Origin of the sequence: Brevibacterium sp. SIMBA_078, from assembly GCF_046534565.1 — a bacterium.
Taxonomy (GTDB): domain Bacteria; phylum Actinomycetota; class Actinomycetes; order Actinomycetales; family Brevibacteriaceae; genus Brevibacterium.
In genome coordinates this window covers 103246-123158 of record NZ_JAWRYQ010000005.1, presented here as the reverse complement: position 1 = coordinate 123158, position 19913 = coordinate 103246, and the positions used below count along the sequence as shown (strand labels likewise).

The window sequence follows — 19913 nt, the reverse complement described above, 5'->3', positions numbered from 1 at the left end:
TTCGGTGAGCGCCTGTGGACAGGTGCTGACTCGAACGTCAGAAGCTGTGGACGAGCGCCTCAGCCTCAGCCGAGCACTGCGGTCTCAGTCGAGTTCTGCGGCGGTCTGGGCGAGCTGATCCCGCCAGGCGCGGCGAGCGTCGAGAGCTTCCTGCGCTTCGGCGACGGATTTCTCATCTCCGCCGACCTTCGCGGCCTCGAGCTTCTTCTCGAGGTCGACGATCGACTCGTCGAGCTGACTCAGCGCACCCGAGGTGCGGGCCTTCGTCTCAGGGTTGCTGCGCTGCCACGCGGCTTCCTCGGCATCGGCGAGCGCGCGTTCGACATCGCGCAGACCGTTCTCCATCCGCGGGACATCGGCGCGAGGGACCTTCCCGGCGTCCTCCCACTGGTCTTGGATGGTGCGCAGCTCGCGCTTGGCCGCCACCGGGTCGGTGATCGGCAGCAGCGCCTGAGCCTTCTTCAGCAGCTCTTCCTTGACGACGAGGTTGCCCTTGAACTCCTCGTCCAGAGCGGCATTCTCGGCATCGCGGGCGGAGAAGAACACGTCCTGTGCTGCACGGAATCGTGCCCACAGCGCATCATCGTCCTTCCGCGAGGCACGCGGGGCGCGCTTCCACTGGCTCATCAGGTCCTTGTACTTCTGCGACACGGTGCGGAAATCGGTCGAGGCCGACAGCGACTCCGCCTCGGCGACGATCTTCTCCTTGATACGCTTGCCCTCGGCATTGAGCTTGTCGAGTTCGGCGAAGAACTCCTTGCGCTTGTGTTCGAAGGTGTTCCGAGCCTGTGAAAACCTGCCCCAGAGTTCCTGATCGACGGCACGCGGCAGGCGGGGTCCGCTGCGCTGCATGTCCTTCCACTGGGCGAAGAGCTCGCGCAGGCGAGCGCCCGACTGCTTCCACTGGATCTTCGACGGGTCCTGCTTGGCCAGGGTCTCGGCCTCGACGACGAGAGCCTCACGATCCTCGGCGGCGGCGAGTTTCGCGGCCTGCGCCCGGGCCGCCTGACGGGACTCCGTGGCCTCGGCATCGGAGATGAGTGTGTCGAGAGTGGCGCTCAACCCCTTGAGATCGCCGACGACGTTGGCTTCCGGCAGTGTTTCCTGCAGCGTCTTCGCCGCAGACACGACCTCACGGCCGGGAGCGCCGGCGGAGAGACGATTGCGCAGCAGGACCGCGCTCTCGGCGAGTTCGACGTACTTCTTCGCGAAGTACTCGAGAGCCTCCTCAGGAGTGGCGTCCGGGTATTGACCGACGGCACGTTCGCCCTCCGGTGTGGTGACGAACACATTGCCGTCCGCATCGGCACGACCATGTGTCACCGCGCGAGCCACCTCGGCGTCGTGGTCGATATGGCTGGCATTGACCACCTGTGCCGCCTGCGGACGCGGCAGCGACGACGGACGGGGGGTCGGCTTCGGTGTCGGGGTCGACATGGTTCTCACCTTGTTTCCATCGGTCGAACCGGCAGGTCATTCCACCCGCCGATCACTCGATTGTGGGATAGACGTTATCCCAGCATAACCATCGGCGGGCGTGTAGATAGACTTTGCACATGGATGTGTTCTCGACCAACGCCGAATTCCTCGACGTCAACTGCTATGCCGTGCGCGCAGACGGCTCCAGCGACTGCATTCTTATCGACTCCGGATACGACTGCGCCCCCGGCCTCGAGAAGCTGCTGAGCGAAGAGGGACTCGAACCTCGGGCGATCTTCCTCACCCACGGCCACCCCGACCATATCCTGGGCCTGACCAACGTGCTCGCCCGCTGGAACGTGCCCGTCCACCTCGGCGCCGCCGACCGGTACCGCCTGGAAACGCCCGCCACAACGCTCAACCCGCAGTTCGCGGCAATGCTGGCCCCGCTCGTCGCAGACTGGAACGCCCCGGCAGCCATTGACATCATTGATGGTGAGAGCTTCGAGATCGCCGGACTCACCATCACCGCAGTCTCCGCACCAGGGCATACGGAAGGTTCCATGCTGCTGCGAGTGAAGGACGGGGACGAGGAAGTCATCTTCACCGGTGACGTCGTCTTCGCCGGAGCCATCGGCCGCGTCGACCTGCCCGGGGGAGACCCTCAGGCGATGGCCGAATCGCTGCGGGCCTTCGCGACACTGCCGGACGTGCAGATCTATCCTGGACACGGCCCTGGCTCACGCGTGAGCACGGAACTCGCGACGAATCCGTTCTTCTGAAACCTCCCACCACTTCACAGCACTCAAACCGCACCGAAAGCAAGGAGCACCATGGCGAAGTCAGCCCGTCTGTCCGGATTCCCGGAACGACTCCCGGCCGAACGCGTGATCGAGAAGACCATCATCGACACCCTCGAACACACCTTCGCCCTGCACGGGTTCTCCGCCCTCAACCACCGCGCCGTCGAACCGATCAGCCAGCTGGCCAAGGACGGCGAGATCGACAAGGAGATCTTCGCCGTCTCCCGCCTCCACTCCGAGGGCGCCGAACGCAACCCTCTGGGACTTCACTTCGACCTCACGGTGCCCCTGGCCCGCTACATCGCCGACAATGCGAACGAACTGAGCTTCCCGTTCAAGGCCGCCCGCGTCCAGCCCGTCTGGCGGGGCGAACGGCCGCAGGCCGGTCGCTACCGTGAGTTCATCCAGGCCGATATCGACGTCATCGCCGATGGGGAGCTGCCCGGACACTTCGAGGTCGAGATCCCCCTGGCCGTGGCCGATGCGTTCTCCCGCCTCGCCCCGCTCGGCGTGCCCGGAATCAAGATCGTCGTCAACGACCGCAGGCTGCTCGAGGGCTTCGCCCGCGGAATCGGGCTGACGAACATCCAAGCCGTGCTGCGCTGCCTCGACAAATACGACAAGATCGGTCCCGACGAAGTGGCGAAGCTGCTGGCCGCCGAAGCCGGCGCCGATGAGGAGCAGCAGCGCCTGTGCCTGGAGTTGGCCGCCATCGAATCCGACTCCCCGGACTTCGCCGACGAGGTGCGCGCCTTGGGCGTCGACCACCCCCTGCTCGAAGCCGGACTCGAATCGCTGACGACGCTGCTGCGAGCCGCCGCCGTTCGCGCCCCCGGAGTCGTCGTCGCCCAGCTCAAGATCGCCCGCGGCCTCGACTACTACACGGGCGCGGTCTACGAGACCCAGCTGATCGGCCACGAGGAGCTCGGCTCCGTATCCTCCGGCGGGCGCTACGACTCGCTGGTGACCGTGGGGAAGAAGAACTACCCCGGGGTGGGCATGTCCATCGGCGTCTCCCGCCTCATGGCGTTCATCCTCGGCGAGACCTCGGAGATCCGCGCCACCCGCGGTACCCCCTCGGCCGTCGTCATCGCAGTCACCGAGGAAGCCCGACGGGCCGACGCTGACGCCGTAGCCGCGACGCTGAGGTCCCGGGACATCCCGTGCGAAGTCTCGCCGAACGCTGCGAAGTTCGGCAAACAGATCCGCTACGCGGAACGCCGCGACATCCCGTTCGTCTGGTTCACCGACGGTGAGTCCGGCCACGAGGTCAAGGACATCCGCTCGGGAGAGCAGACCACGGCCGACCCGGACACGTGGACACCCGCGGAAGACGACCTCTGGCCCCGCGTGTATCGGAGCTGAGCGCGGGGCGACTATCATTGTTCAGGCGCTAGACCACAACATCACAAAGGAGCCCTAGGTGCTGCGAAGCCACGAAGCCGGAAGCCTGCGAGCCGCGAACGCAGGAGAAACCGTCACCCTCACCGGGTGGGTCGATCGTCGTCGCGATCACGGAGGTGTGGCCTTCATCGATCTGCGCGACGCTTCGGGGATCGTGCAGGTCGTCGTCCGTGAGGACGATGCCCACCAGCTGCGCAACGAAACCGTCGTCAAGGCCACCGGCACCGTCTCGGTGCGCCCCGATGGCAACACGAACCCGAACCTGCCCACCGGCGAGATCGAGATCATCGACACCACCGTCGAGGTGCTCTCCGAAGCAGCGGCCCTGCCGTTCCAGGTCTCCGACCATGCCGAGGACTCGGGCGCCGTGGGCGAGGAGACGCGTCTGCGCTACCGCTACCTCGACCTGCGCCGTTCGGGCCCGGCCAAGACGATCCGTCTGCGCTCCGATGTCAACAAGGCCGCACGTTCGGTGCTCGACGCCCACAGCTTCGTCGAGGTCGAGACGCCGACGCTGACGAAGTCGACTCCGGAAGGTGCCCGCGACTTCCTCGTCCCGGCCCGCCTCAAGCCCGGCTCCTGGTACGCCCTGCCGCAGTCGCCGCAGCTGTTCAAGCAGCTGCTTCAGGTCGCCGGTATGGAACGCTACTACCAGATCGCCCGCTGCTACCGCGACGAGGACTTCCGCGCCGACCGCCAGCCGGAGTTCACGCAGCTCGACATCGAAGCCTCCTTCGTCGAGCAGGAGGACATCATCGCTCTGGCCGAAGAGATCCTCACCGCGCTGTGGAAGCTCATCGGCTACGACATCACCACCCCGATCCCGCACATCACCTACCACGAGGCGATGGAGCGCTACGGTTCGGACAAGCCGGACCTGCGCTTCGGCCTCGAGCTGCACAACCTCACCGAATTCTTCGCCGACACCCCGTTCCGCGTCTTCCAGTCGCCCTATGTCGGCTCCGTCGTCTACCCCGGCGGCGGCTCGCTGCCCAGGCGTCAGCTCGACGGCTGGCAGGACTGGGCCAAGCAGCGCGGGGCGAAGGGCCTGGCCTATGTGCTCGTGGCCGAAGACGGCACCCTGTCCGGTCCGGTGGCCAAGAACATCTCCGATGAGGAGAAGGCGGGACTCGTCGAGGCGGCCGGTGCGCAGCCGGGCGACGCCATCTTCTTCGCCGCCGGTGAGGCGAACTCCTCCCGTGCCCTCCTCGGTGCCGCCCGCAACGAGATCGCCGAGCGCACGGGTCTCATCCAGGACGGAGACTGGGCCTTCGTATGGGTCGTCGACGCGCCTCTGTTCGAATCGGCCGCCGAGGCGCAGGCGGCCGGAGACGTCGCCGTCGGCGGCGGACAGTGGACGGCCGTCCACCACGCCTTCACCGCTCCGAAGCCCGAATTCCTCGACCGCCTCGAAGACGATCCGGGCGCGGCACTGGCCTATGCCTACGACATCGTCTGCAACGGCAATGAGATCGGCGGCGGCTCGATCCGCATCCACCGCAAGGACGTCCAAGAACGCGTCTTCAAGATCATGGGCATCTCCGCCGAAGAGGCCGAGGAGAAGTTCGGCTTCCTCCTCGAAGCCTTCAAGTTCGGAGCACCCCCGCACGGCGGCATCGCCTTCGGCTGGGATCGCATCGTGTCCCTGCTGGCCGGCGTCGACTCGATCCGTGAGGTCATCGCCTTCCCGAAGTCCGGCGGCGGATTCGATCCGCTGACCCAGGCACCGGCACCGATCACCGGCGCCCAGCGCGCCGAGGCCGGCGTCGACTTCGAACCGGAAGACGACGACGCCGAGGCCTGATGAGCCAAGAACCCAATCTGTTCTCCGACGGCCCGGACCAGGAGACACCGGGTCCGGGCTTCGCCGGTTCCTCCGCGACCTCCTCGGGCAGGGCCCTGGATCCGCTTGCGGTGCGGATGCGTCCGCGGTCCCTGGACGAGGTCGTCGGCCAGGAGCACCTGACCTTCCCGGGGTCCCCGCTTAACCAACTCGTCGAAGCCAGCGGGGGAGACCGGGCGGGAGCCTCCTCGGTGATCCTGTGGGGTCCGCCCGGAGTCGGGAAGACCACGCTGGCCCATGTCATCTCCCATGCCCCGGGCCGCACTTTCGTCGAGCTCTCCGCCATCACCGCGGGCGTCAAGGACGTGCGCCAGGTGATCGAGAGCGCCCGCCGCGAACGGGAGATGTACGGACGGACCACCGTCCTCTTCCTCGACGAGATCCACCGGTTCTCGAAGGCCCAGCAGGATGCCCTGCTGCCGGCGGTGGAGAACCGGCTCGTCGTGCTCGTGGCCGCGACCACGGAGAATCCGTCGTTCTCCGTCATCTCGCCCCTGCTGTCGCGGTCGCTCATGCTCACGCTGCGTCCGCTCGACGACGAGGCGGTCGGCAATCTGCTCGACCGTGCCGTCGAATCAGATCGCGGTCTGGCCGGACAGTTCACCCTCACCGAGGAGGCCAGGAACTTCATCGTCCGCATCGCCGGAGCCGACGCCCGACGGTCGCTGACAATCCTCGAAGCCGCCGCCGGAATCGCCGCCGCACAGACGGAGGAGGCGAGCGACGAACCGATCGCGATCACCGAGTCCGCCTGCGCCGAGGCGAGCAGCGAGACCGTCCTGCGCTACGACAAGAACGGCGACCAGCACTACGACGTCGTCTCCGCCTTCATCAAATCCATCCGCGGTTCCGATGTCGACGCGGCCCTGCACTTTCTCGCGCGGATGATCGTCGCCGGTGAGGACCCGCGCTTCATCGCCCGTCGCGTCGTCATCTCCGCAGCCGAGGACATCGGCATGGCCGATCCGCAGGCGCTGCCGATCGCCGTGGCCGCCTCGACCGCAGTCCAGAACATCGGCATGCCCGAAGGACGGATCCCCCTCGCCGAGGCGGTCACCTACCTCGCGCTGGCCCCGAAGTCGAATGCGAGCTACCGCGCCCTGGACGCCGCGATCGCCGATGTGAAGAACGGACTCGCCGGTCAGGTGCCGATGCATCTGCGCGACGCCCACTATCCGGGGGCGAAAGAGCTCGGCCACGGCGAAGGCTACAAATACTCCCACGACTATCCGCACGGGGTCGCCGATCAGGAGTACCTGCCGGAGACGCTGCGGGGGAAGCGCTACTACTCTCCGACGGGCAACGGAATGGAACGCAGCATGGCTGAGAGGCTCGAGAACCTCAGGCGGCTGCTGCGACCCTGATAGCTTTGGAACAGTCGCGGCACCGTCGCGGGCAGCGCCGATCGAGGAGGACGGCATGGCAGACATCGTCATCACGATCGCCGCCGCGTTGGCGCTGGGACTCATCGCCCATGAGCTGCGCGTCCCGCCGCTCGTCGGTTTCCTCGCGGCCGGATTCCTCCTGCACGTCTTCGGCTTCACCGCCTTCGCGGGACTGCAGCAGGTATCGGACATCGGAGTCGTCCTGCTGCTGTTCACGATCGGACTGAAATTCGATCTGCGCTCCCTGCTCCAACCCGAAGCCCACGGCACCGCTGCGCTGCACATGATCACGGTGGTCCTCCTCGGCGCCGGGACGATCGGAGCTGCCGCCGCCATCGGAATCGTCAGCGTCGGCGGGGGACTGGGCACCTTGGCGCTGCTCGGCTTCGCCCTCTCCTTCTCCTCCACGGTGCTCGTCGTCAAAGTGCTCGAAGACCGCTCCGACGACGGGTCCTACTACGGGCAGATCGCCATTGCGATCCTCGTCCTCCAGGACCTCGCTGCGGTCGCCTTCATCACGATCGGAGGCGAAGAGCCGCCGAGCCCCTGGGCGTTCGCGCTCGTCCTGATCTTTCCCGTGGTCTGGGTGCTGCGACGGATCCTCGATCGCGTCGGACGCGGTGAGCTGCTCGTCCTCTTCGGCGTCGTCATGGCCTTGGGCCCCGGCTATGTCGCCTTCGAATCAGTCGGCATCCACGGCGACCTCGGAGCCCTGGTGCTCGGACTTCTCTTCTCCACCCACCCGCGAGCCGTGGAGATGTCGAAGTCGCTGTTCAGCGTCAAAGAGCTCTTCCTCGTCGGGTTCTTCGTCGTCATCGGGCTCCAAGCGGTCCCCACCTGGTCGGATCTGCTCATGGCGCTGGCCCTGTGCGTCGTGCTGCTGCCGTTCAACTTCGCGAGCTTCTACCTCATGGGTCGCCTCTTCGGCCTGCGCAACCGCACCAGCGTGCGCACCAGCCTGGCCCTGAGCAACTTCTCCGAATTCGCACTCATCGTCGTCGCCGTCGGAGTCGACAACGGACTCTTCGAGGACAACTGGCTGACCATCACCGCCCTCGCCGTGGCATTGGGGATGATCGGCTCCTCCCTGGCGAACGCCTACAGCCTCCGGATCGTCGCGAAGCTCGACGCGATCCTGCCGGATGAGAACGAGAGCCGGCTGCGGGCCAGTGATCGGCCGCTCGACACCGGAGATGCGGAAGTCGTCGTTCTCGGCATGGGCCGCATCGGTCGCGGAGCCTACGAGCGCTTCGTCGAACGCGGCGACCGCAGCGTCATCGGCATCGACAACGACCACACAGTCATCGAAGCCCTGCACGCCGATGAGTTCACAGTGCTCGAAGGCGACGCCACCGACCACGAATTCTGGCACCGCCTCGTCGTCGGCGGCAGCGCTCACACCGTCGTCCTCGCCATGGCGCTGCACGATTCGAACACCTTCGCCCTCGAACAGCTGCGCATCGCCGGCTTCCCCGGGACCATCGCCGCCGTCGTTCAACGCCCCGATCAGGCCGAGCACTTCGCCCGTGCCGGGGTCCACGCAGTGATCAACATCTACAGCGGGTCAGGAGCGGCCGTGGCCGATGCCGCCATCGACAGCCACGAAGACGGCCGCCGCCGGTGACAGCGGTGAGCGCGGACCAGGCGGTCGGCTGGAGCTGTCGGTGCGCAGCAGTCGGGAAGATCACAGCGGCGAGGCCGCCGATCCGCTTTGCGACACTCCGCCTGCACCCGCTAAGATAGACAGCTGTTGTGCCTGCACCCTAAAGGCGGTCGGTGCGAGCGGATCTCGACGCTCAATCCCTCTTTCCCATCCGGGGAAACAACAGTCGCGTTCGGGGCGAGAACCGCAAAGGCCCACCGCGGCAGAACACATTGATGAAAGGTAATACAGTGCCAGCACCAGCACGTAATCGCCGCATGACGCGCCTCTCGCGCGCCCTCGGCATTGCTCTGACACCCAAGGCCGAGAAGTACTTCGAGCGTCGCCCGTACCCTCCAGGTGAGCACGGTCGCGCCCGTCGTCGCAACGACAGCGACTACTCGGTCCGCCTCAAGGAGAAGCAGCGTCTGCGCGCGCAGTACGGCATCCGCGAGGCCCAGATGCTCAAGACCTACAAGGAAGCCAACCGTCTGCCCGGTCTGACCGGTGAGACCATGGTCGAGCTCCTCGAGTCGCGTCTCGACGCCCTCGTCCTGCGTTCGGGCTTCGCCCGCACCATGGCCCAGGCCCGTCAGTTCGTCGTCCACCGTCACATCACGGTCGACGGACAGCGCGTGGACCGTCCCTCCTTCCGCGTGAAGGAAGGCCAGACCATCCAGGTGCACGAGCGTTCGGCTTCGATGGATCCGTTCCAGGTCGCCGCCGCCGGTGGTCACAAGGACGTTCTGCCCGCAACGCCGGGATACCTCAACGTGAACCTCGAGGGCCTGCAGGCAACTCTGCTGCGCACCCCGAAGCGCGAAGAGGTGCCGATCACCTGTGACGTTCAGCTCGTCGTCGAGTTCTACTCGCGCTGATCTGCCGAACACAGCGCATCGCGCCACCGCGACTGCCCGGGACCGCACGGTTCCGGGCAGTCGTGCATTCACGGCACGCCGCGCCACATCGCATATTGCGACGGAGCCATTAAACTAGTCCCTGTTAAGTGCGGGTATGCACGAGTAAGTGTCGCGTCGGGCTCATTCGCCCGGCGGCGCACAGGCAATATCTGAAAGGCCTTGGATTGAAGACGGCAGAGATCAAACAACGCTGGTTGGACTACTTCGAAGCGAACGGGCACACCGTGGTCCCCTCGGCGTCGGTGATCAGCTCCGATCCGTCCATCCTGTTCAACATCGCGGGAATGGTCCAGTTCATTCCCTACCTCACCGGCCGTGAGCCGGCCCCGTTCAACCGTGCCACCAGCGTCCAGAAATGCGTGCGCACCGGAGACATCGAAGAGGTCGGCAAGACGACCCGCCACGGCACCTTCTTCCAGATGAACGGCAACTTCTCCTTCGGCGACTACTTCAAACGCGATGCCATCAAGTTCGCCTGGGGACTGCTGACGACCCCCGTCGCCGAGGGCGGACTCGGCTTCGACCCGGAGCTGCTGTGGGCGACGGTGCACGAGGACGACCTCGAGACCATCGACATGTGGCTCGAGGAGACCTCCGTTCCCCGTGAGCGCATCCAGCTGCGCGACAACGAGGACAACTACTGGCACACCGGCCAGCCCGGCCCTGGCGGCTACTGCTCGGAGATCTACTTCGACCGCGGCCCCGCCTACGGCGTCGACGGCGGCCCCGTGGCCGATGAAGACCGCTACATCGAGATCTGGAACCTCGTGTTCATGGAGTTCGAACTCTCCGAGGTTCGCTCGAAGGTCGACTTCGACGTGGCCGGCGAGCTGCCGGCGAAGAACATCGATACCGGCATGGGCCTCGAACGTGTCGCCTTCCTGCTCCAGGGCGTGGAGAACATGTACGAGATCGACGAGGTGTTCCCCGTCATCGAGGCCGCCAGCCGTCTGGCCGATCGGACCTACGGCGAGGACGAGCACGCCGATGTGCAGCTGCGCGTCGTCGCCGACCATGTCCGTTCGGCACTGATCATCATCGGCGACGGAGTGCGCCCCGGAAACGAAGGCCGCGGCTACATCCTCCGCCGCCTGCTCCGCCGTGCCGTGCGCGCCATGCGTCTGCTCGGAGTCAAGAAGGAAGTCCTGCCCGAGCTGCTGCCCGTCTCCATGCAGGCGATGAAGCTGTCCTACCCGGAGCTCGAAACCGACTTCGACCGCATCTCCCGGGTCGCCTACGCCGAGGAGAAGGCGTTCCTGCGCACCCTCGAATCCGGCACTCAGCTGTTCGCCAATGCCGCGAAGTCACTCGATGGCGCGGACAAGACCATCAGCGGAGACATCGCCTTCGCCCTCCACGACACCCACGGATTCCCCATCGACCTCACCCTCGAGATGGCCTCCGAAGCCGGACTGAGCGTCGATGAGGCCGGGTTCCGTGAGCTGATGAGCGAACAGCGCACCCGCGCCAAAGCCGATGCCAAGGCGAAGAAGGGCGGCGGCCACACCGACCTGTCCGCCTATTCGGCGCTGCTCGACGAAGGCAAGAGCGAATTCGTCGGCTATGACCGACTCGAATCCGACTCACGCGTGCGCGGAATCGTCGTCGACGGTGTGGCCGCCGAGGTGCTCACCGCCGGCCAGAGCGGCGACGTCGTCCTCGACCTGACCCCTTTCTACGCCGAATCCGGCGGTCAGCGCGCCGACGTCGGCCTCATCTCCGGCCACGGCTTCACCGCCCGGGTCAGCGACGTGCAGAACCCGGTCAAGGGTCTGCCCGCCCACCGGGTCGAGGTCATCGACGGAGAGCTGCGCGTCGGCGACGAGGTGCTCGCCGCCGTCGACCACGACCACCGGTTCCAAGGCGCACAGGCCCACACCGCCACCCACCTCGTCCACGCTGCGCTGCGCGAGATCCTCGGCAGCCACGCCGTGCAGGCCGGTTCGCTCAACCAGCCCGGATACATGCGCTTCGACTACTCGTTCCCCGAAGCCCCGAGCGCCCAGATGCGGGCCGAGATCGAAGAGGTCGCGAACCTCGCAGTGCGCTCGAACTACGAAGTCGGCACCGAATACATGTCCTTCGACGACGCCAAGAAGTCTGGTGCCATGGCGCTCTTCGGCGAGAAATACCCGAACGTCGTGCGCGTCGTCGACATCGGCGGACCCTTCTCCCGCGAACTCTGCGGCGGCACCCACGTCGGTGCCTCGGCAGAAGTCGGCCCGATCTCCGTGCTCTCCGAAGCCTCCGTCGGCTCCGGAGTCCGACGCATCGAAGCCGCTGTCGGCATGGATGCCTTCCGGTCCCTGGCCGCCGAGCGGACCATCGTGTCCTCGCTCTCGGAGATGCTCAAGGTCCCCGGCACCGATGTCACATCACGCGTGTCCGACCTGATGAGCCGGCTCAAGGACGCTGAGAAGGAGATCGCTCGCCTCAACGCCCAGCAGCTGCTGGCCTCTTCGGGCAAGTTCCTCGATGAGGCACAGACCGTGGGCCAGACGCTGTTCGTGCAGGCCGAACTCGGCGATATCGCCAATGCCGGAGACATCCGCACACTGGTCACCGACCTGCGCAACCGGGTCGCCGACCGTCAGGCGGTGATCTTCGGCATCGGAGTCAGCAGCGGAAAGCCCGTCGTCGTCATCGCCACCACCGAGGCGGCCCGTGCCGCCGGTCTGCAGGCCGGAAAGCTCGTGTCGCTGGCCTGCGGCGAACTCGGCGGCGGAGGCGGCGGCAAGCCCGACCTCGCCCAGGGCGGGGGCAGCAACCCCGCGGCGATCCCGTCAGCCATCGCGGCCGTCAAAGCAGCCATCCAGTGAGTTTCCGCCGAGGTCGCCGGTTGGGTCTCGACATCGGTTCCGTGCGGATCGGTGTCGCCTCCAGCGACCCCGACGGGATTCTGGCCACTCCGCTCACCGTCGTTCGGCGAGGGGATGAACCGGCGGCGCTGCGGCAGCTGCGCGATATCGTCGACGAATACGAACCCATCGAACTCCTGGTGGGGGACCCGAAGTCCCTCGACGGCGCCGCCCGGGCCGCAGCCACCTCGGCGTTGGAATTCGCCCGCCGGATCGCCGCGGCCACCGGCACATCCGTCCGTCTCGTCGACGAACGATTCACCACAGTCGAGGCCCACCAGGCTCTCGCTGCAGCCGGGAAATCGTCACGCCAGCGACGCGAGATCGTCGATGCCCAAGCTGCCGTGATCATCCTCCAGAACGCCCTCGAGTACGAACACAACACCGGTGTCCCCGCCGGCCGTGAGATGCCCGACGAGGAGAACGACGTATGAGCCCGATCACCGGAGAGTTCTCGACAGACGAAGGACTGTCCCGCGCAGAGATCCGCGCGAAGAAGCGGCGCAGAATGATGCGCCGGCGACGCACGACGACGATCGTGATCATCTGCATCCTCGTCTTCGGCATCGGGGGATTCTTCGGTGTGCGCGCGGCCGGGGGAGTCTTCGATGACCTGTTCGGACCGAAAGGCGACTACGAGGGGCAGGGCACGAACGAGGTCTCGATCGAGATCGCTCCCGGATCCTCGGCCCGCACCGTGGCCAACCAGCTCGTCGAAGCCGGAGTGATCATGAACTCCGAACCCTTCCTCGACGAGATCGAACGCCGTGAGGCGACCATCCAGGCCGGAACCTGGACGATGCGGGAGAAGATGAGCTCGAAGGCCGCGGTCGAAGCGCTCATCAACCCCATCGCCCCGCCGAAGATCACGGTCGCCGAAGGCAAACAGGTCGAAGAGATCAAGGCGATCATGATCGAATCGGGGATGAACGCCGATGAGGTCGACAAAGCCATCGACGACAAGACCCCGAAGGACTACGGACTCGAGATCGACGCACCGATCCTCGAGGGGTATCTGTACCCGGCGACCTACGACCTCAACAAGCAGAAGACCGCCGAGGACATCGTCCAGGAGATGGTCGACAAGACCGAGACCGAACTCGACGAACTGGGAATCGAGAGCAAGGACGCCAACCGCATCCTCACTCTGGCCAGCCTCGTGGAGAAGGAATCCCCGGGTGACCCCGAAGTGCGCTCGAAGGTCGCCAGGTCCTTCCTCAACCGCATCTCCGACGAATCGCAGACCGGAGGACTCCTCCAATCGGATGCGACCGTGGCCTATATCCACGGTGCCCGCTCCGACCTGACGACGACGAAGAAGGAACGCCAGTCGGACTCGCCGTACAACACGTACAAGAAGAAGGGTCTGCCTCCCGGTCCCATCAACTCGCCGAGCAAGGGCGCCGTCGAAGCTGCGCTCGAACCCGCCGACGGTGACTGGCAGTTCTTCGTCGCGACCAACCCGGACACGGGGGAGACCAAGTTCGCCGACAACTACGAGGACCACAAGAAGAACGTCGAGATCTACCGCAAGTGGCTGCGCGAGCACAGCAAGGACGACGGATAGCCGGTGAAGATCGTTGCCGCGGTGCTCGGTTCGCCGATCGCACACTCGAAATCCCCGCTGCTCCACCGAGCCGCCTTCGCAGCGCTGAACCTGGCATCCAGCGAGTATTCCCGGTACGAAATCGGAGCCGACGAGCTCGAGGGATTCCTCGACTCCCACCCCGATCACACCGGTTTCTCACTGACGATGCCGTTGAAGGACCGACTCGTCACGCTCGCTGCCGAACGCGGGTGGACCGTCGACGAAACGGCAGCACTGACGGCGGCCGGCAACACCCTTGTCCGCCGCAGCGGAGAAGTGCAGGTGGCGAACACCGACGTCGAGGGCATCGTGCGTGCCATCGCCTCGCACAGGGAATCGGGTCCGTCCGCGGCCGGTGGCGCGGGAGCCGGTCGGACGACGATCCTCGGCGCCGGAGCCACGGCCGCCTCGGCGCTCGTGGCCTGCCGCGATCTCGGGATCGCACACGTGGACTTCCGCGTCCGCAACCCGGACCGTGCCCGCCGGGTTCTCGAGCTGGCCGAACGGATCGGGCTGACCGCCTCGGTGGGCGACCTGACCCGGATCGGTCCATCGTCGATCGTCATCTCCACGCTGCCCGCCGAGGCGGCGCCCGACCCGATCTGGGAAGATTCCTTCGCCCCCGGAGCGATCGCCCTCGACGTCGCCTACGCCGCCGATTCGACCTTCCTCGCCGCGGCCGCCGCACACGGTCTGCGCCCCGTCGCCGGAACCGCCATGCTCGTCGAACAGGCCGTCGCCCAGTTCGAGATGTTCCTCGCCGCAGCCAGGGCCGACGACCCAACCGAGACGGAGACCCAGCCGACCTCGAACACCCCGCCGGCGGCAGACGACCTGACCGCGCGGATCACGGCGGCCATGTACGCAGCACTCGAGGGCCCACCCGCCCGCGCTCAGGACTGAACCGGCGATCGCGATGAACACCGGGGTGCTGCACGGGATGACCATCGGAGTCACGGTTCTGGCCGCTCTGGCCTGCGGTCTCATCCTCGCCGTGACCCCACGGACCTGGCTCAACGACTCCGCGCACCTGCAGCGGTGGCAGTCATCCAGATGGGCACGCGGTCCGGGACCGATGCTGCTCGGCCCCATCATCGCCGCGGCAGTCGCCGTCGTCTTCACCCTCTTCGTGCTCGCACCACTGGAGACAGGGTGGAGCGCCTATGCGCCGCTGGACGGAGCGACGTTCGCCCCAGACCAGCCGAACTCCGCCGATCGCATCCTCTCCGCCCTGCTGCTGGGACTCGTCTCCGGAGCCACACCATTCCTCATCTCCGCAGATCTGAGCGTCCGCAGACTGCCTGATCGGATCGTCATCCCCCTGTCTCTGGTCGCCGTGGGACTCCTGATCACGGGCTCCGTGCTCGGAGAACTGCCGATGTGGTTCTGGTCATTCTTTGCCGGAATCCTCGGACTCGTCGCCTTCGCCGCGCTGCACCTCGTGGGTCGACTGCTGGGAGTGCGGACGATGGGGCTCGGGGACGTCAAGCTCGCGTTCATCGTCTTCGCCGTGCCCGGTCTCTTCGACCCGTGGGCACCTGCCCTCGTGCTTGTCGCCATGATGCTCATCAGCGGCGTCTGGGCGCTCATCGGCGCGATCCGTGCCGGTCGGGTGCGCGGGGTGACCATCGCCTTCGGACCGGCCATGCTTTCCGGCATGTGGCTCGGGTGCCTGTTCGCCCCAATACTTTTGTAGAATCGGTGGAATGTTGAGATGGCTGACTGCAGGCGAATCCCACGGCGAAGCGCTGACCGGGATCATTGAGGGGCTTCCCGCCCATGTACCGATCACCAGGGACGATATTCGTGCGAGCCTGGCTCGCCGCCGACTCGGCTATGGCCGCGGCGCACGGATGAAGTTCGAAGCCGACGAGGTGCGTCTCCTCGGCGGTGTCCGCCACGGGCAGACCTTGGGCTCACCGGTGGCGATCGAGGTCGGCAACACCGAATGGCCGAAATGGGAATCCGTGATGAGCCCGGATCCCGTCGACGCGTCCGAACTCGAAGGACTGGCGCGCAACGCCCCGTTGACCCGGCCGCGTCCGGGCCATGCCGATATCGTCGGCATGCAGAAGTACGGCTTCGACGAAGCCCGCCCCGTGCTGGAGCGCGCTTCGGCGCGTGAGACCGCAATGCGCGTGGCACTGGGCACGGTGGCCGCGAAGTTCCTCGGCGAACTGGGCATCACCCTCGTCTCCCACACCGTAGCCATCGGCGGTGCAGAACATGCCGACGATGCGCTGCCCGCGCTGCCGACCGCAGCCGATGTCGAGGCCCTCGACGCCGATCCGGTCCGCTGCTTCGACGCCGACCTCTCGGCGGCGATGGTCACCGAGATCGACGCGGCGAAGAAGGCCGGGGACACCCTCGGCGGAGTCGTCGAAGTGCTCGCTTACAACCTGCCTCCGGGCCTGGGCTCCCACGTGCATTGGGACCGTCGTCTCGACTCCCGCCTGGCCGGTGCCCTCATGGGCATCCAGGCGATCAAGGGCGTCGAGGTCGGAGACGGCTTCCTCACCACGAAGCGTCCCGGCTCACAGGCCCATGACGAACTGGAAGTCGGACCCGACGGATTCCGCCGCACGAGCAATCGTGCCGGCGGCACGGAAGGCGGAATGTCCACGGGCGGCCCGCTGCGTGTGCGGGCGGGAATGAAGCCGATCGCCACGGTGCCGCGTGCCCTGGCGACGGTCGACGTCGAAACCGGTGAGGCCGCGAAGGCGAACCATCAGCGTTCCGACGTGTGCGCAGTTCCCGCCTCGGGAGTCGTCGCCGAAGCCATGGTGGCACTCGTGCTCGCCGAAGCCGTCGTCGAGAAGTTCGGCGGAGACTCCGTTGCCGAGACGAAGCGGAACCTGGACGCCTATGTCGCGGCCATTCCGGAGAACCTCCGCATCGGACAATGAACCACACCCCGCTGCCCAAACCGGTTCCGCCCTTGGAACCGGTCCCCGCCGCGCTCTCGCGCATCGTGCTCTCCGGTCCGCCGGCGGCAGGGAAATCGACGATCGGTCGGCTGCTCGCCGACCGGCTCGGCCTGCCGCTGACGGACACGGACGCGAACATCGTCGACAAGTACGGGGTCATCTCGGAGATCTTCGTCGAACGCGGCGAAGATCACTTCCGACGCATCGAACGGGAGGTCGTGCGCAGAGCGCTGCGTCGTCTGCTCGATCGTCCTGGCATCGTGTCCCTGGGCGGAGGAGCGATCCTCAACCCCGGCACCCGAGCCCAGCTTCGACACCCGGCGATCAAGGTCGTGCACATCGATATCGATGTCGACACCGTGTCCCAGCGGCTGACCGCCCCGCACCGACCGCTGCTGCGCGGTGCCGGCAGCCCGGTGGAGAACTGGCTGGCCCTGGTCAGCGAACGCGAACCGCTGTACGAACAGGTCGCGACCTTCCGGGTCCAGGCCTCGAACTCCCCACCGTCGACGGTGGTCAACCGAGTCGTCGACGTCCTCACCGGTCTGCAGCGAGCCGAGGAGTACGCGAAGTACGCCGATCCCGACGACGACGGATCCGGTCAGCAGCGCTGAGCACAGCCCCGGCGGTGAGACGCCTGCGACCACATCGGTCACCCGTTTCGCCGCCGGGAGCCTGTGAGGGCTAGGCTGGATCCGGCCCACGGAACAGGTGGCTCGACTCCGAGCACTCACCGGGCGGCCGAGCCTTGAGAGAAGACGATGAACGATCAGGAAGACGGACGAATGAGCCTCACACGCATCAATGTGGACGCCGGCGGGAACTACCCCGTCCTCGTCGGCCAGGGACTGCTCGGCGAACTGCCCGAGCTGCTCGGAAACCGTGTCGAGAAGGTCCTCGTCATCCACCCCCGCGCCCTGCGCACCACCGGTGAGACCGTTCGCGACGACCTCGCCGCCGCCGGTCTCGAGGCCGTGGCCGCGGAGATCCCCGACGCCGAAGAGGCCAAACACGTCCAGGTCGCTGCATTCTGCTGGCAGGTCCTCGGCCAATCCGACTTCACCCGCACCGACGCGATCATCACCGTCGGCGGGGGAGCGGTGAGCGACCTCGGCGGATTCGTCGCCGCCACCTGGCTGCGCGGAATCAAGGTCATCCACATCCCCACCACCGTGCTCGGTATGGTCGATGCCTCCGTCGGCGGCAAGACCGGGATCAACACCGCCGAAGGCAAGAACCTCGTCGGCTCCTTCCACGCACCCGCCGGTGTCCTCGTCGACCTCGACACGCTCGGGACCCTGCCGGAGAACGAACTGTTCACCGGCCTCGCCGAGGTGGTCAAGACCGGATTCATCGCCGACCCCGCGATCCTCGATCTCGTGTCGAACCATTCGAAGGACGAAATCGCCGATGTGCACGGCCCCGTGCTGCGCGAACTCATCGAACGCTCCATCCGGGTCAAGGCCGATGTCGTCTCCGGAGACTTCAAGGAGTCCGGACGCCGGGAGATACTGAACTACGGCCACACCCTCGGCCACGCGATCGAGCACAAGGAGCGTTACCAGTGGCGCCACGGTGCCGCCGTATCGGTGGGCATGGTCTTCGCCGCCGAGGTGGCGTCGATGATCAAGAGCCTGCCCTACGAAGTCGTCGACCTCCACCGTGAACTGCTCGGCAAGCTCGGACTGCCGGTGGGCTACCGTTCCGACGTGTGGCCGCAGCTGCTGGACACGATGAAGAGAGACAAGAAGGCCCGCGGAGCGATGCTGCGGATGGTGCTGCTCAGCGACATCGGCGAACCGAGCACCGTCGAGATCCCCGATGCCTCCATTCTCTTCACCGCCTACCAGGAGATCGGCGAGGATTCGCCGACGGTTCCCCTCGGGATCGGCCTCGGCCTCAACTGACCCCGCCCGGATGGAAGCGTCCCGCTGGGCTTGCTAGACTTGCCCAGTGGCGCGTTCGTCGACCCCGCACCTCGGGGTTCTCCGGCGCGTCGTGCCGACTGCGATCACCATTCGGTGATCAGGACTGAACCGAAGAAGGACGAATTAGTGGCGACAACGAACGACCTGAAGAACGGCCTTGTGCTCAACCTCGACAACCAGCTGTGGCAGGTGCTCGAATTCCAGCACGTCAAGCCCGGAAAAGGACCGGCCTTCGTCCGCACCAAGCTGAAGCATGTCATCTCCGGCAAGATCATCGACAAGACCTTCAACGCCGGCACCAAGGTCGAGACCGCGAACGTCGACCGCCGCGATATGCAGTACCTCTACCATGACGGCACCGACTACGTGTTCATGGATGCCAAGGACTACGACCAGGTCAACATCTCCGCAGAGCTCGTCGGCGACGCCGCGAACTACATGCTCGAGAACCAGGATCTGCAGATCTCCTTCCACGAGGGCACCCCGCTCTCCGTGGAGCTGCCGCCCTCGGTGGAACTGACCATCACCCACACGGAACCCGGACTTCAGGGCGACCGTTCGACCGGCGGTTCGAAGCCCGCGACCCTCGAGACCGGGTACGAGATCCAGGTGCCCCTGTTCCTCGAAGAAGGCGTGAAGGTCAAGGTCGACACCCGCAGCGGCGACTACCTCGGTCGCGTCAAGTAAGTGGCGTCCGCACGTACCCGAGCCCGTCGCCGGGCTCTCGAGCTGCTCTTCGAAGCCGGGCAGCGTCGACTGGCCATGGACGAACTCGTCACCATGCGGTCGAACGATCCCGACTACCCGATGAAGGAATACGCGGTCGAGATCGTCAAGGGCATCACCGAGAAGCAGGCGGAGATCGACGAGATCATCTCCACCTACTCAGAAGGCTGGACCCTGGATCGGATGCCGGCTGTCGACCGATCGCTGCTGGAGATCGGAACCTGGGAGATGCTGTTCAACGACGAGGTTCCCGACAAAGTGGCCATCGACGAAGCAGTGTCTCTGGCCAGACAGTTCTCCACAGATGACTCTCCCGGCTTCGTCTCGGGGCTGCTCTCCCGCATCCTCGACGTCAAACCGACACTCATCTGAGGCGGCGGGTCCGCACTCCGGACCCGCCCGCCGGTGGGCACCCCACCGGGTCTACAATCGAATCGAACCACTCCTTTAACCACCGTCCAGAGAGGCGG

The 19913-nt window shown here is 66.2% G+C and carries 17 protein-coding genes; 16 read left to right on the top strand and 1 reads right to left on the bottom strand.

Going from position 1 to position 19913, the window contains the following annotated elements; all coding sequences use genetic code 11:
* Nucleotides 1-84: 84 nt before the first annotated feature.
* Entirely contained in the window at nucleotides 85-1437 is a 1353-nt protein-coding gene (locus tag SB749_RS17605) for a DUF349 domain-containing protein (protein ID WP_410711441.1), read from the bottom strand.
* Nucleotides 1438-1556: 119 nt separating this feature from the next.
* On the opposite strand from SB749_RS17605, the gene SB749_RS17600 reads away from it, so the two are divergent.
* The 16 genes from SB749_RS17600 (at nucleotide 1557) to nusB (ending at nucleotide 19815) form a co-directional block, all read left to right on the top strand.
* Nucleotides 1557-2201 (top strand): MBL fold metallo-hydrolase, encoded by a 645-nt coding sequence (locus tag SB749_RS17600; protein WP_410711440.1) that lies wholly within the window; start codon nucleotides 1557-1559, stop codon nucleotides 2199-2201.
* A gap of 51 nt (nucleotides 2202-2252) precedes the next feature.
* Entirely contained in the window at nucleotides 2253-3587 is a 1335-nt protein-coding gene (gene hisS, locus SB749_RS17595) for a histidine--tRNA ligase (RefSeq protein ID WP_410711439.1), read from the top strand.
* Between the two features lie 58 nt (nucleotides 3588-3645).
* The gene (aspS, locus tag SB749_RS17590) at nucleotides 3646-5430 is read left to right on the top strand and encodes an aspartate--tRNA ligase (RefSeq protein WP_410711438.1); all 1785 of its coding nucleotides are present in this window, start codon (nucleotides 3646-3648) and stop codon (nucleotides 5428-5430) included.
* Nucleotides 5430-6833, top strand: a complete 1404-nt coding sequence (locus tag SB749_RS17585) for a replication-associated recombination protein A (protein ID WP_410711437.1) — start codon at nucleotides 5430-5432, stop codon at nucleotides 6831-6833. The genes aspS and SB749_RS17585 overlap by 1 nt, the downstream gene beginning before the upstream one ends.
* A 55-nt stretch (nucleotides 6834-6888) precedes the next feature.
* Nucleotides 6889-8478 carry a cation:proton antiporter gene (locus SB749_RS17580; protein WP_410711436.1) on the top strand — a complete coding sequence of 530 codons (1590 nt, stop codon included), beginning with the start codon at nucleotides 6889-6891 and terminating at the stop codon, nucleotides 8476-8478.
* A 254-nt stretch (nucleotides 8479-8732) separates the two neighbouring features.
* Nucleotides 8733-9374 (top strand): 30S ribosomal protein S4, encoded by a 642-nt coding sequence (rpsD, locus tag SB749_RS17575; protein ID WP_373270422.1) that lies wholly within the window; start codon nucleotides 8733-8735, stop codon nucleotides 9372-9374.
* A 206-nt stretch (nucleotides 9375-9580) separates the two neighbouring features.
* The gene (alaS, locus tag SB749_RS17570) at nucleotides 9581-12235 is read left to right on the top strand and encodes an alanine--tRNA ligase (protein WP_410711435.1); all 2655 of its coding nucleotides are present in this window, start codon (nucleotides 9581-9583) and stop codon (nucleotides 12233-12235) included.
* Complete coding sequence (gene ruvX / locus SB749_RS17565; RefSeq protein ID WP_410711434.1) at nucleotides 12232-12708, top strand: Holliday junction resolvase RuvX; 477 nt, start codon at nucleotides 12232-12234, stop codon at nucleotides 12706-12708. The genes alaS and ruvX overlap by 4 nt, the downstream gene beginning before the upstream one ends.
* Nucleotides 12705-13841: an endolytic transglycosylase MltG gene (mltG, locus tag SB749_RS17560; RefSeq protein WP_410711433.1), complete on the top strand. Its 1137-nt coding sequence runs from the start codon at nucleotides 12705-12707 to the stop codon at nucleotides 13839-13841. The genes ruvX and mltG overlap by 4 nt, the downstream gene beginning before the upstream one ends.
* 3 nt (nucleotides 13842-13844) lie before the next feature.
* On the top strand, nucleotides 13845-14765 hold the full coding sequence (locus SB749_RS17555) for a shikimate dehydrogenase family protein (protein ID WP_410711432.1): 921 nt from the start codon (nucleotides 13845-13847) through the stop codon (nucleotides 14763-14765).
* 13 nt (nucleotides 14766-14778) lie between these two features.
* On the top strand, nucleotides 14779-15558 hold the full coding sequence (locus SB749_RS17550) for a prepilin peptidase (protein ID WP_410711431.1): 780 nt from the start codon (nucleotides 14779-14781) through the stop codon (nucleotides 15556-15558).
* A gap of 10 nt (nucleotides 15559-15568) precedes the next feature.
* A complete protein-coding gene (gene aroC / locus SB749_RS17545; protein ID WP_410711430.1) occupies nucleotides 15569-16768 on the top strand; it encodes a chorismate synthase in 1200 nt (399 codons plus the stop codon).
* Nucleotides 16765-17403 (top strand): shikimate kinase, encoded by a 639-nt coding sequence (locus SB749_RS17540; RefSeq protein WP_410711429.1) that lies wholly within the window; start codon nucleotides 16765-16767, stop codon nucleotides 17401-17403. Before aroC ends, SB749_RS17540 begins: the two co-directional genes overlap by 4 nt.
* 171 nt (nucleotides 17404-17574) lie before the next feature.
* Nucleotides 17575-18696 carry a 3-dehydroquinate synthase gene (aroB, locus tag SB749_RS17535; RefSeq protein ID WP_410711428.1) on the top strand — a complete coding sequence of 374 codons (1122 nt, stop codon included), beginning with the start codon at nucleotides 17575-17577 and terminating at the stop codon, nucleotides 18694-18696.
* 147 nt (nucleotides 18697-18843) lie between these two features.
* A complete protein-coding gene (gene efp, locus SB749_RS17530) occupies nucleotides 18844-19404 on the top strand; it encodes an elongation factor P (RefSeq protein WP_262776692.1) in 561 nt (186 codons plus the stop codon).
* The gene (gene nusB, locus SB749_RS17525; protein ID WP_039207417.1) at nucleotides 19405-19815 is read left to right on the top strand and encodes a transcription antitermination factor NusB; all 411 of its coding nucleotides are present in this window, start codon (nucleotides 19405-19407) and stop codon (nucleotides 19813-19815) included.
* The last annotated feature ends 98 nt before the right edge of the window (nucleotides 19816-19913 follow it).

Excerpts from the sequence above, each read along its gene's own strand:
- SB749_RS17605 (WP_410711441.1), bottom strand. The coding sequence starts at position 1,437 with ATGTCGACCCCGACACCGAAGCCGACCCCCCGTCCGTCGTCGCTGCCG.
- SB749_RS17600 (WP_410711440.1), top strand. The coding sequence starts at position 1,557 with ATGGATGTGTTCTCGACCAACGCCGAATTCCTCGACGTCAACTGCTAT.
- hisS (WP_410711439.1), top strand. The coding sequence starts at position 2,253 with ATGGCGAAGTCAGCCCGTCTGTCCGGATTCCCGGAACGACTCCCGGCC.
- SB749_RS17585 (WP_410711437.1), top strand. The coding sequence starts at position 5,430 with ATGAGCCAAGAACCCAATCTGTTCTCCGACGGCCCGGACCAGGAGACA.
- SB749_RS17580 (WP_410711436.1), top strand. The coding sequence starts at position 6,889 with ATGGCAGACATCGTCATCACGATCGCCGCCGCGTTGGCGCTGGGACTC.
- rpsD (WP_373270422.1), top strand. The coding sequence starts at position 8,733 with ATGAAAGGTAATACAGTGCCAGCACCAGCACGTAATCGCCGCATGACG.
- mltG (WP_410711433.1), top strand. The coding sequence starts at position 12,705 with ATGAGCCCGATCACCGGAGAGTTCTCGACAGACGAAGGACTGTCCCGC.
- SB749_RS17550 (WP_410711431.1), top strand. The coding sequence starts at position 14,779 with ATGAACACCGGGGTGCTGCACGGGATGACCATCGGAGTCACGGTTCTG.
- aroC (WP_410711430.1), top strand. The coding sequence starts at position 15,569 with ATGTTGAGATGGCTGACTGCAGGCGAATCCCACGGCGAAGCGCTGACC.
- SB749_RS17540 (WP_410711429.1), top strand. The coding sequence starts at position 16,765 with ATGAACCACACCCCGCTGCCCAAACCGGTTCCGCCCTTGGAACCGGTC.
- aroB (WP_410711428.1), top strand. The coding sequence starts at position 17,575 with ATGAGCCTCACACGCATCAATGTGGACGCCGGCGGGAACTACCCCGTC.